Genomic DNA, 12,003 nt, shown 5'->3' on the forward strand with positions numbered 1-12,003 from the left:
GTGGTGGAGTTCCCCGCACGGCGAGTCTTCAACTCAGGCCACATCGGTGTCTCGTCAGTCGGCGGCTGGGCGGAACTGACACTGACCAGCGCCGGCACCTTCCACTACCGAGGGCACCTGCACAACAGCGGACTCGTCGGCCTTGCCTGCACCGTCGGGTCGGCGATAAGGATTCCGGGAACCGACCAGGCCATCGGCAAGATGTACGAGGCAAACGTAGGCGGAACCACCTCAGTCTTCGACTCCCGCAACGAAGACTGGAACGAAAGTGGCCCCAACAACGAGATCCGGGCCAACTGGAAGGCCCTGATGAACGCCGACTCGATGAGCACCACCGTCGACGCGACCCTTGGCGGATGGGAGGTTGTCACCCTCATTCTGCTTCCCGTGGTGGGAGCGGCCGGGCTGATCTCCCTTCTTTCCGGACCTCCTGCGCCGGACACCAGCTGCGAGACGGTTGGCTCGCACACTCTGAAGGATGGCAACAACAACACCATCGTCGAACCCAACGGAGTGCGCTGCCGGCGCCCGTGAGCACAGAGCAACCGCCCCTGCCCCGGCTACGAACAGCTCCAGGTTCTCCTCTGGCTCGGTCAGCAGAGTGCGCAGGAATATCCAGCGGTGAGATGACCACGAACATCGACGAGTTGGCGTGGGCAAGCTAGGCGTTCGTCGCCCTCGGGTGGGTTCTGACAGCGACTGTGGGGCCGCGAAGCAGCCGAATGTCGGATAGTCCACGGGTGTCGATCCAGGTCCTAGCCCCCGACCTGTGACGACACATCGACCAGTCAGCACCAGCCAGGCAGTGGCTCAGGGCCAATCGAGGCTGCCATCACTTGCCATGTCGCCTGGAACGCGACTTTCTGGCCGCAGACGAAGGATCCTCCGAGCTCAGCCAAACTGATGGCGCACATCCGGGACTTGGCAGGCACCTACGGCACATCCGACCCGATCGACGGGCACACCACGGCTCGAGCCGCCATCTCCTCACCGGCAAACGGCTCCCATGGCGAAGATCGACACTCGAAACCGTTCGATCACCAACCGCCAACACCAGCACACGCCCGCGCATAGCTGCGCGGGCTAACCTTCGCTACCCGACCGTAGCTGGGTGACCGCAATTCGACCACCCAACGAACATTCCAAACTGAGCGCAGGTCTGTAGTTTCCCGGTCCGTTGTCTTGTAGCCGCAAGGTCTGCACAAGATCGGCGAGCAGGTTACCGAGTGACTGTGTACCCATGAACCGAAATCGAGAACGACGAGAGGAAAGATAGATGCGGACTTCCAATCTCCGATTCTGCCTGATCGCCGCAGCGGTGACAGTCTCCAGTCTCCTGCCCGCTGGCGCAGCCAACGCGGTGCCTGAGAAGACGGCGCCGAAGCCCATCGTGCACCAGGTCCCGCGGGTGCCGCTCACCATCAACGGCCACTCGGCCCCGGCGAGCACGATCACCAGATACAACGGACGGCCCTTATATATGGCCGTGGTTCCGGGCGGAAGCCCGAACGGCCAACTCATGGCGTTTACCAAGCCAGCCGACTTCGAACGCTTCGTCCGTGAACACGGTGGACCGGTGCACGCCACGGCCAAGCCGCAGCGGGTGCTGACCCCCGAGGCAGTCGCGTCCGGAGACCCACTCATGCCAATGAAACACCGGGAGTCCGGATCCGGTCAGACGAACATCTCGGCCAGTTCCCCGGTCTCGGTGATCTACTCCGGTGACTACGCGACGTTCTTTTCGCTCGGCGCGACGGCCGGTTACGGGCTACGCGAACCTGACCCAGATAGACATGGTGTGCGTCGGCTGGTGCGTCAGTTGGAATGACGAGGCATCATCGGCGAGCGCATCCGACAGCGGCATGGTCCTGTTCGAGCACATCGGATTTGGAGGGTCTGCGCTGTTCATTTCTGGCGGAAGGTACGAGCCCTTCTTGTCCGCCTACGGCTGGGACAACCGGACCTCATCCTTTAGAGGCTGAGATCACCCGAACCCAACCTTGTTCACAACATCCGCCCAATAGTCCGGCTCGGCGCGCTGCGCTGAGCCGGACTCACGGATGACATATCGGCTGCGGTTCGGATTGCCTCACATTTCCAGTTCTTCGGGGACGTCGATGTCCACCCCGCCGGCACCGGTGCCGACCATGGCGGCTGTGCCGTAGACCGGCGAGTTGTGTTGGTCGAGCTGCCGCACGAGGTCGGTGGCCTTGAGGTTGAGGGGCGTGGGTTTAGCCAGGTTCGACGCAGTACAGATGCCAGCCTTCGTCAATGCTGTAACAGATGTCGACGTATCCGCCGACCAGCTGCCTCAACGATGTCAGGTCCGGCCATGTCAATATTCGTTGCAGAGAAGGCTGCTTGGGCTGCACTGGGATAACCAGGGCACGCACAGTGCGCGACTGCCGCCTACCGGAGAAGGACGGCGGATGGTTCGCGGTCACGACACGAACCGGCCGCTCTGATCTGATGCGGTGATCGCCGATCCTGGAACCGATGCGTGGAAAGGACACGGCGGGCTGTGGAGGGACGGTTGGCCAGGCACGATCCGCCAGCTATGGGTTGCGGTGTGGATGGCGTTGTCCGCCGTGTCCTCGTTCAGGGGCAGGGCGTAGGCCAGTTGCCCAGGAGCCCTCATCGCGGCGCACCTTGCTCAGGCGCGTGAGGCGTGTCAGCCACGTACAAGCGCATTCACCAACTGCTATAGCTCCAGCGATCCGTCCGGTTGACGCCCCGCCACAGCAGAGCATGTACCGACGGTGGCGGGAACCCAGGTCACCCGGCGGCGACCGGCCGACGAAGGAGCCCCGGCGACAGCTCCTATGTGCTGTGCCACAGCGTTCCTGTCCGAGGCTCGACCGGCGGTGCGATCGTCGTCCTCATGAGGCGCGCCCTGGGATCGGCCGGGTGGGGAAGATCGTGATCGGAAATCGCCGATCGTGGGGAATACTTGATCGTACACACGGAAACCGCAACGCGGCCAGTGGCCGCCTGAGGCACTCCGACCTACGCTGCGGCGCTGACGATCCCGGCATCGGGGCAGCGCTGAGCTGATCGGGCCGATGATTTTGTCGGGCGCGTACCACGCGCGGCGGATCACTCACAGTGCCCAACGATCCTGGAGAACGTGGCCGGCGTGACGCATGTGGCAGCGATGACGGTCGCGAACCTATTCACCGCCGCATGCCCCCACCGTGGTGGTCGTCCTTTGTTGTCGTGTGTCACCGGCGTACACGCCAGGTCATTTCAACCTGGCGGCGATGGCGGACGGGTCACGGATGCGTCCCTAAGCGGGCGCAGCGATCGTCGTGACCGGATCGCCCGGAATGGCGAATCCCTCTTCGGCACCGGGAACCAGGCAAAGGTCCGGCTGACCCAAGACGGCGACCGGCTCGCGCGGGAGATCGAGAGTTGGCGCTGAACGATCGAAGCTATCGGCCGCCGCAGCTTGGTCGACTACGACTCGCTCGAGGCTCGGCTCTATTGGGCCTATGGGGCGCCCATTGCTGTCGGTCGGACCTGCTGCTCGGCTCTCTGACGGGGTCGGCACGGCCTGACGGGTCGAGATCCCACGGGAGATTCTCGAGCGCTGCCCGCTCCCCAGCCTCTGCCCACAGCCTTTCCCTTATCTCCTCGATCTTTGTCAGCGGCACGACCCTTGTCCGCTCCTCGACACGCTGGGCGGATATCTGTCGGTTGCTGTGGGCAGGCGATGGCGTCCCGGCGATCTCCTTGACGCTGGTCTCGACGACCTTCTGCAGCGCCAGCGACTTGAGCGAGGCGATCGCCAACGGCGGCTGCCCTACCGCCAAGCCGATGACTATTCCGGCCACACGTAGCGCTGTGACCACGCGGCCCACCGATACTTCGAAGGGCAGTGGCACTACCAGAGCCGCTGCCGTTCCCAGCATCCCCGCGAGTGCCGAGTCGACGTCCATTGCTTCGGCGATGGCAGATACCGGATCATGGATTATCGCCAGCTTCACCGCCCCTGTCTGGGCCTGAATATCGCCGGCAAGTTGATCGGCGTGAATGAAGTCGATCTCGAAGCCTGAGCCGCGAATGCTCTTCGCCGCTTCGCTCAACGCTCCCGATGTCATCCCACTGGCAAACGTGGACGGCACACGACGCGCCCACTCGCCGACCTGCCGTAGCTGATGCGCTGGGCGTAGCTCGATAACCAGGAGACTTGGAGGGTCGGCCGTGACGGTACGACGCAGAAGGGCCGCAGTATCGAGCAGGTTGGCGAAGCTTGAGCCTTCGGTCAGGTCGATGACGAAAACGTCTGGCTCTGACTGCTTATCCCGCTTCTTCCGGTTTGGGTCAGGCCACCACCGTCGCTGGGGCCGGGTCTCGGTTGACGAGCCGGCGGTCCTGCTCGATTGGGGCTTGCCCGCATGCGATGGATGTCGAGATTGGGCCTGGGCCGACTGCTTGCGGTGCTTTCGCAGCTCGAGCCTGGCGTTGACGGCGAGACCGAGTGGAACTCCCGCAACCGCACCGAGCAGCGCAGCAATACACATGGCGATCATTTCGAGTCACCCCATCACCACGATCCTGCTCGTAGTACGAACCAGGTTCCGTCAACGTTCCGTCAGCGATGCGATCAAGGCCGGCAGCATGGATGAGGTCAAAACGTTCGGCTCAACGGCTACCGCACCCACCGGACGCTTGCCGCCGCCTCCACCACCTGGCCTCGTGCGGGTCATGGCCGTGATCGCAGCCGATGGCATCACCAAGGTCGGCATCAAGGCGTACGCGTCGGCGGAGCCCGCGCCGGCAAGACCGTCATCATCAGTGCTGAAGACGGCGCTTCTCGCGTGCTGCACAAGGACATCGAGATCAGCACCCACATCCGCAAGACCGACAAATCCACGACACTGCGAGCCAGCAGTTGGAGACGTAGACGAGGGCGTGCCGCCTGTGCACCGGCGGGAGGCGCTGTTCGAGGTGTGCGCTCTGCTGACCGTGCAGGGCATCGCCCTGGCCGATCTCACACCGGCCGCGCTGCTGCATCACGCGCACGAGACACGACGGGTGCGGGCGATCCTGCATCCGGGCAACACCAGCTACGCCAACAAGTTCGCCGGCCTGGCGGCATGGAACGTGCTGCACCGCATGGGCCACTTCCCACCCGACACCCCGGCCACGATGCGCGCGGCGATTCACCGCGGGCAACTCACAGTGGAGCAGATGGTCGACCGCTACCCAATCCAGAACCGGGCAGTCCGGCAACTGTTGCTGGACTACTTCCAGCGGCGTGCCGGCGACACCGACTACGCCTCCCTGGTCCAACTGGTGTTGCTGGTCGCCAAGCACTTCTGGGCCAAGATCGAACAGGTCAACCCCGGCCAGCCCGATCTGCGGATCTCCCCGGAGACCTATGCCCGCTGGCGGGACCTGATCCGCACCCGCGACGACGGCAAACCCCGCGCCGGCCAGGACCAGATCGTCATCGCCGTGCGCAGCTTCTACTACGACCTGCACACCTGGGCCGCCGACGAACCCGAACAGTGGGGACCGTGGGTAGCTCCCTGCCCGATCCCACCTGCCGAGCTCCGCGGGCTCGGCAAGCGGCGCCGCAGGATCAACGCACGCACCGCCGACCGCACCCGACAGCGGCAGCCACTCCTACCCATCCTCGTCCGGCATGTGGAGGACCGCTACGACCACACCCGCACCCTCCTGGACCGCGCCCGCCAGGTCAACCTCGACGACACGTTCGTCCACGCTGAGCGCACCTACCGCCGGATCATCACCAAAACCGACCGGCACAGGCACCGCAACCGGCTGCACGAGGCACCCGTCCGCGTCCGCGACGAAGCCACCGGTCAGGTCCTACACCTGGAGACCGACGAGGAAGCGGCGTTCTGGGACTGGGCCTGCGTGGAGACCCTGCGGCACTCCGGCGTGCGAATCGAGGAACTGTGCGAGCTGACCCACCTGTCCGTGCGGCAGTACCAGCGCCCGAACGGTGAGGTCATCGCACTGCTAGTGATCGCGCCGTCCAAGACCGACCGGGAACGCGTGATCCCGATGAGCACCGAACTATTCCACGTCATCGCCTCCATCATCCGCCGGCACACCCACAACGGTCACCCGATCCCACTGCTGAGCCGGTTCGACCACCACGACAAGATCTGGAGCCCACCCATGCCGTTCCTGTTCCAGCGACGTATCGGCTCCACCCGCGCCGTCATCGCCACCGGCACCGTGCTCAACATGCTCACCCGCCTGTCCGCCGAGCTCGCCGAACACCATCCGGCCTTCCGAACGACCCGGTTCACGCCGCACGACTTCCGCCGCATCTTCACCACCGACCTGGTCAACAGCGGCCTGCCCATCCACATCGGCGCCGCCCTACTCGGGCACATGAACCTGCAAACCACCCGCGGCTACGTCGCCGTCTTCGACGAAGACGTGACCCGGCACTACACCGCGTTCCTCGAACAACGCCGGCAACTGCGACCCGATGACGAATACCGCCCGACCACGGGTGCGGAGTGGGATGAGTTCGAGGAGCACTTCGACAAAACGCAAAGTCGAGCTCGGCTCCTGCGGCCGTCCCTACGGCACCCCGTGCCAACACGAACACGCCTGCATCCGCTGCCCCATGCTGCACGTCAACCCCAGGATGCTCGTCCGCCTCGACGAACTCGAAACAGACCTCATCGCCCGCAAGGCACGCGCCGAAGCCGAAGGCTGGGCCGGCGAGATCGAAGGCATCGGCCTCACCCTCACCTTCCTACGCGCCAAACGCGACGACACCATACGCCGAGCCCGACGCGGACCGATCGATCTTGGCATGCCCGAGCTGCAATCTGGCGGTGAATCACGTTTTGTTTGATGGTTACCGTAATGGGTGCTCGAACCGAGAACGGTAGGCGCCACGGCTACGTGAACTGATCGGCGCGCACCTGGATTGGCATCGACGCGACGCGGAGTGTAGCGCCTGGCGTAGTCGCGTTGGAGGCTTACTCGACGATCTCTCCCGCCACGAATCGCATTACGAGCAAAGGATGATTGCCCGAACTAGCAGGCAATTCCTCGACTTGCTGACGCCAACCATGCCCTGAGCACACAACCCGTCACACGTCCTGATTCCGACACAGCAGGGCGATGCTGTGGTGGTCCTATCCGCTATGACGAGCGCGTTCGAAGGCTTCAGCCGCCTCGTCGGCGCGGCCGAGGCTTTCAAGCGTGTGTCCCTTGCCGTTCCATAGCCACGGATCGTCCGGCCGGATCTCCAGGGCGTGCTCGTAGCAGACTAGTGCCTCCTCCGACTGACCGAGCGCGCTTAGGACTGCCCCCTTCTGGCCGCAAGCGTTAGCATTTCCAGGGTCTGTCTCGAGTGCGTGCTCGACGCAGACGAGTGCTTCCTTGTGGCGGCCCAGGGCGTGCAGCGCGAAGGATTTTCGGGTCCATTGGTTCGGTGCGTCAGGTTCGAGTTCGATGGCGCGGTCGTAGCAGGGGAGGGCTTCGTCCAAGCGGTCAAGTTGGCGGAGGGCATCGGCCTTGTTGAGCCACGCCACGGCGGACTCTGGTTCGAGTTCAAGAGCGCGGTCGTAGCAGGCCAGTGCCTCCGCGTCGTACCCATGCAGCTTGACAAGGATGTTGCCGTTGTAAATCCGTAGGTTTGCTGTCTCGCCTCCGACCTTCACGGACTTCAGGCAGCTTTTGAGTGCCTGTTCGTAGCGGTTAAGCTCGTAGGCGGCCCGCATGATGTTCCACCAGACATCTGGATTGTCAGGATTGAGTTCGGCTGCCCGTTCTAGGACCTTGATGGCCTCGGCCGGGCGTGCGAGCGTCAGTAGTACGCAGCCTTTCTGGAAGTGGGCCGGATAGGACTGGGGCGCGATGGCTAGGGCTTGGTCGAGATCGGTGAGTGCGTCGTTCTCCTGGCTTGTCCGCTGTCGTAGCACGGCCCGGCCGACAAGGATGGACTCGTCGCGAGGGCTCAGTTGAAGAGCGCGGGCGTACGCCTCCTCTGCCTCCTCGAAGCGCCTGAGTTCCCGGAGTGCGACCCCCATGTTGCTCCACAGCCGAGATTCGTCTGGCCAGGTTTCTAGGGCTTCCTCATAGCAGGCAAGTTGTTCCTCGTAGCGGCCGAGTTCGGAGAGTACGTAGCCAATGTCGAGCGGTGTGCCGACGTCGGTGGAGTCTAGCTCCCGCCAGTTCTCGAGATAGGGCTGCGCTTCCGTCCGCCGGCCGAGCTCGGTCAGGGCAGCAGCCTTCTGAGCCAAGATCCGGGCGTTCTCGGGGACGACATCGATGGTGCGTTCGAGGCAGCCAAGGGCCTCGTCGGGACGATCGAGTGTTCGCAGCACGAGGGCCTTCTTGTTCCAACTCATCGCATTCGTTGGCTCAAGTTCGATGGCGCGGTCGTAGCAGGCCAACTCTTCCTGGCTGTGCCCGTGCAGCATGCTGATGATGCGGCCCTTGTACACCCAGAGTTCGGCGCGGTCACCCCCAAACCGTTGAACCTTGTCCCAGTACTTCAAAGCGTGTGCGTAGTGCCCGAGGTCGAAGGCGGCCTTCATGACGCTCGACCACACGACTTGATCGTCTGGTGCCGTTTCGGCTGCCCGCTCCAGTGCCTCGACGGCCTCTGCCGGACACGACAGCTTATTCAAGGTGAAGGCCTTCTGGTAGTGGGCGTAAAAGTAGCGGGGCGCGATGACCAGGGCACGGTCCAGGTCGTCCAGAGCATCGGTGTGCCGACCCGCTCGCCGCCGGAGCAACGCCCGACCAAGGAAGTTCTTCTCGTCGCGCGGCCGCAGCTCAATCGCGCGTGCGTACGCCTCCTCCGCCTCCTCCAGACGTCCGCATTCCCGCAGGGCGTTCGCCATGGATCCCCATGTCACACCCTCGGCGGGCTGGAGGCTCAGGCTGCGGTCGTAGCATTGGAGGGCCTCGTCGTACCGTTCCATCTGGTAAAGCACCGATGCTCGGCACAGCCAGGCACTGGACTCGCCCGGGTTGAGCTCGACCGCCCAATCATAGGCGCTCACAGCGTCGTCGTAGCGGCGCAGATATTGCAGGCTCATGCCGCGCACCTGCCACAGTTTGCTGCGGGTCACATCACTGCCGTGGTTCTGCTCGGCTATCTCCAGGCCGTGCCGAACCGCTTCAAGTGCCTCGTCGTAACGGGCGAGGTGATGCAGCGCCAATGCCTTGGACACCCAGCCTTCGGCGTCGAGGCGTTGTGGGCGGGCGGGCGGTGGGGCCGCACGGCCGAGTACCTCGCGGTACACCCCGTCCATCTGCTTGCGCACCGCCGCGAAGTCCGGCGGCCGGTTGTTACGGTCCGGCTCGGTGCACGCTCGTATGAGCTGATAGAGCTGGGAGCGGCGCTCGCGCCTGCCGGTCGCGCGGTCGATGTACTCACGTGCCAGCCCGTCAGCGGGTGGCAGCTCGCCTGTCGTCATCTGGAAGAGGACGACACCGAACGCATAGATGTCGGCGCGGGTGTCCAGCCTGGCCCCTGGAACGAACTGTTCGGGCGCCATGTAGCGCGGCGTGCCCGCCACCGTGGTGTACAGCGATCGTGCTCGATCCGGGAGTTCCGCCAGACCGGGCAGATCGCTGCTGCCGTCATGGAAAGCTCGGGCCAGTCCGAAGTCGGTCACCTGCAGGGTGTTGTCTTTCGTGAGCAGGCAGTTCGCAGGTTTCACATCTCGGTGTACCAGGCCCAGCTGGCTGTGAGCGTGGCGCAGCCCGTCGCACAGGTGCCGGGCGAACCGCAGAGCCTGCGCCCGTGGCAGCGCCCCGGCAGCCAGCAGGCTCGCGAGGTCGCCGCCCTCGGCATAGTCGGTGACCACACAGGGCATGCCTTCGATCCACTCCACCCAGTCCGCTGTGGCCACATGGCGGTGCGGCTCCAGCCGCACCCAGGTCAGCGCCTCGCGCTCAAACCGGATCCGGTCCTCATCGCTCCACAGCAGCCGAGCGTCGAATGTCTTGAGCACCTTACGCTTCCCGGTGTCACCGGAGCGTGCGACGTATACGACCCCGAACCCGCCCTGCCGCACCTCCAAGACAGTCCAGGCTTCGACGTCTCGACCGCTCGCCAGACGCTGACCAACTCGGAAGTTTCTCCGCCGCTCTTGTCCGGAATGCAAGCTGCGTAGCCCGTCCGCGGCGGCGGAGCAGAATGGATCGACCGCCAGCGCCTGGGCGTAGGCACGGCGCGCCATCTCCACCCATCCCAAGCCGCGCAATGCCGCCGCAAGCTCGACGTGCACCGCCGCCTCGCCCGGCCGCAGCGCCACGACCTCGCCCAACAGCCGGGCGGCCTCCTCGAACCGCCCACCTGCCAGAGCCGCCTGACCCAACGCAAGGCAGCGTACGTAACCTGCTTCCTCGTCGGCGAGATCCATTCCCTCCGCCTCCACGCCAGCAGACCGCCTGTCCACCAGATCCTCACACGCGACCAAGGAAGGCAAGCACTCTCAGCCACATGCGATGCCGTCCAACCTTCCAGGTGACATCCGGGAGCGGTCCCGGCGAACACCGTTCTTCCACCTCGGCCGACAGCGGATTGGTGGCAATCCAGGTATTACGGACAAGATCCACCTAGCGTGTCGGCCCTCTGACGATGATGGAGTTCGGCGAACTCTTGCCGAGCTCGGCCTGAATGGAGGTGCTGCCAGAGATCAGCGCAACGCTGAGCCCATAGTCCGTCGCACAGGTGCAGAGAAGTACTTCGCACTACAAGGTTCGGCCGATCAAGCAGGAGGCGCGTCGGCTGCTCGGCCTCCCACACCCCAAGCGCGGCGCCGATCATTTGGAACGGATCGTTGTCGATGTAGCCCCACAAGTTGACGTCTCCAGCGGCTTGAAGACTACGCGCGGCGAACCCTGGCGGCCTGATCACAAGCCGGTTGGTGCCGACCGGAACCGTCACGAGATCACCGGTGTAGTTGGGTTTTGACCACAGACAGACCGTGTGCTTGGAGCCGAGCCGGCATCGCCGGTCAACCCCGCCGAGCGCCGACTCTCGCGATAGCCCGCTGGATGTTGCCGGCTCGGTAGCTTGTGCGGTGTCCCGGACGAGCATCGCGAGATCGGTTTGGACGCCGACCGAGTTGTTTCGAACGGATCCCAGTTCGGCTCGTGGTATGGCTCGGCGCCGGCCCTGGCGTACGCGTTGGACAGCTGGTCACCGACACCGAGGATGGTGCCGTGGGGGGCCAGTTGGAAGCTCTGCGTGCGGCACGCCTGGGCGAGTACGACACGGGGCTTCCGGTATGAGAGAGCCAGCAGCCGACCTTGGTAGCCCGGCTCGGACCACAAGCACGCGAAATGGCGCGTACCGAGCCTGCACCGACCATCGCCCGGTCCGGCGGCCGACGCTGCTGGAGCAGACCTCGGCCAGATGTGCAGCGGTCTCGCCGTGGGTGAGCCCTTGGCCGACAACGACAGCACGATCCCGTCGATACCGTCCAGGCGCCGTTGCCGCTTCTTGACGATCACCGGTTCGAAGCTGCCGTTCCGGTCGCGGGGCACCTCCAGCTCGACCGGCCCAGCCTCCGTCAACATCGTCTTGGTGCGCTTGCCATTGCGCGAGTTCTCCCCGTTCCGACCCGCTGGATCGTGCTTGCCGTACCAGAGATGGCCGTCCATCTCGCCCTCCAGCGCCGACTCCAGCACCACCTTGGTCAACTGCTGCAGCAGCCCACTCTCACCGGTCAGCCCCACTCCGCCGCGCTGGCCCGAGCCGTCAGCTCCATCACCAGCTGCTCATCCACCGCCCCACCGCAGCCGGCCCCACCGTCGGCGCTTCGACGGCTCCCCGTGTCGTGTCCATCAGGCGTATCTCCTTTGTCCGGATTTACACCGCTGTTTGTACAGTCCCGATCGACACTCCCCGTTTCTCTTGTCTATTCGGGGTGGTTTCCTGGGGACTGTGGATCGAACGGTGTTTCCGGCTTGACTCGCCGGCCTGATGGGCTGGCGGAGAAGGAGTCGGGATGACCGCGACATCGGATACCGCGAGACTGG

At 64.6% G+C, this 12,003-nt stretch carries 7 protein-coding genes and 1 pseudogene; 3 read left to right on the forward strand and 5 right to left on the reverse strand.

All coding sequences use genetic code 11. The annotated features are described in order from the left end of the window. Positions 1 to 534: hypothetical protein (locus ACYVF6_RS11115; protein WP_460519697.1), on the forward strand; the 534-nt coding region annotated here is incomplete at its 5' end. Between the two features lie 742 nt (positions 535 to 1,276). Further along, positions 1,277 to 1,828 (forward strand): hypothetical protein, encoded by a 552-nt coding sequence (locus tag ACYVF6_RS11120; RefSeq protein ID WP_460519699.1) that lies wholly within the window; start codon positions 1,277 to 1,279, stop codon positions 1,826 to 1,828. A gap of 261 nt (positions 1,829 to 2,089) precedes the next feature. On the opposite strand, the gene ACYVF6_RS11125 is transcribed toward ACYVF6_RS11120, so the two are convergent. The 3 genes from ACYVF6_RS11125 to ACYVF6_RS11135 form a co-directional block, all read right to left on the reverse strand. Then, entirely contained in the window at positions 2,090 to 2,272 is a 183-nt protein-coding gene (locus ACYVF6_RS11125) for a hypothetical protein (protein ID WP_460519702.1), read from the reverse strand. A gap of 1,159 nt (positions 2,273 to 3,431) precedes the next feature. Continuing rightward, on the reverse strand, positions 3,432 to 4,085 hold the full coding sequence (locus ACYVF6_RS11130; RefSeq protein WP_460519705.1) for a hypothetical protein: 654 nt from the start codon (positions 4,083 to 4,085) through the stop codon (positions 3,432 to 3,434). 498 nt (positions 4,086 to 4,583) lie between these two features. Beyond that, on the reverse strand, positions 4,584 to 4,853 hold the full coding sequence (locus ACYVF6_RS11135; protein WP_460519707.1) for a hypothetical protein: 270 nt from the start codon (positions 4,851 to 4,853) through the stop codon (positions 4,584 to 4,586). 61 nt (positions 4,854 to 4,914) lie between these two features. On the opposite strand from ACYVF6_RS11135, the gene ACYVF6_RS11140 reads away from it, so the two are divergent. Continuing rightward, a complete protein-coding gene (locus ACYVF6_RS11140) occupies positions 4,915 to 6,831 on the forward strand; it encodes a tyrosine-type recombinase/integrase (RefSeq protein WP_460519710.1) in 1,917 nt (638 codons plus the stop codon). Positions 6,832 to 7,133: 302 nt separating this feature from the next. Here ACYVF6_RS11140 and ACYVF6_RS11145 read toward each other — a convergent pair whose 3' ends face one another. Further along, positions 7,134 to 10,379 carry a tetratricopeptide repeat protein gene (locus ACYVF6_RS11145; protein WP_460519713.1) on the reverse strand — a complete coding sequence of 1,082 codons (3,246 nt, stop codon included), beginning with the start codon at positions 10,377 to 10,379 and terminating at the stop codon, positions 7,134 to 7,136. Between the two features lie 959 nt (positions 10,380 to 11,338). Then, positions 11,339 to 11,703: pseudogene (locus tag ACYVF6_RS11150) on the reverse strand (transposase); the annotation flags it as partial. Between the last annotated feature and the right edge of the window lie 300 nt (positions 11,704 to 12,003).

This window comes from Flindersiella endophytica, from assembly GCF_054779015.1.

Excerpts from the sequence above, each read along its gene's own strand:
- ACYVF6_RS11120 (WP_460519699.1), top strand. The coding sequence starts at position 1,277 with ATGCGGACTTCCAATCTCCGATTCTGCCTGATCGCCGCAGCGGTGACA.
- ACYVF6_RS11145 (WP_460519713.1), bottom strand. The coding sequence starts at position 10,379 with ATGGATCTCGCCGACGAGGAAGCAGGTTACGTACGCTGCCTTGCGTTG.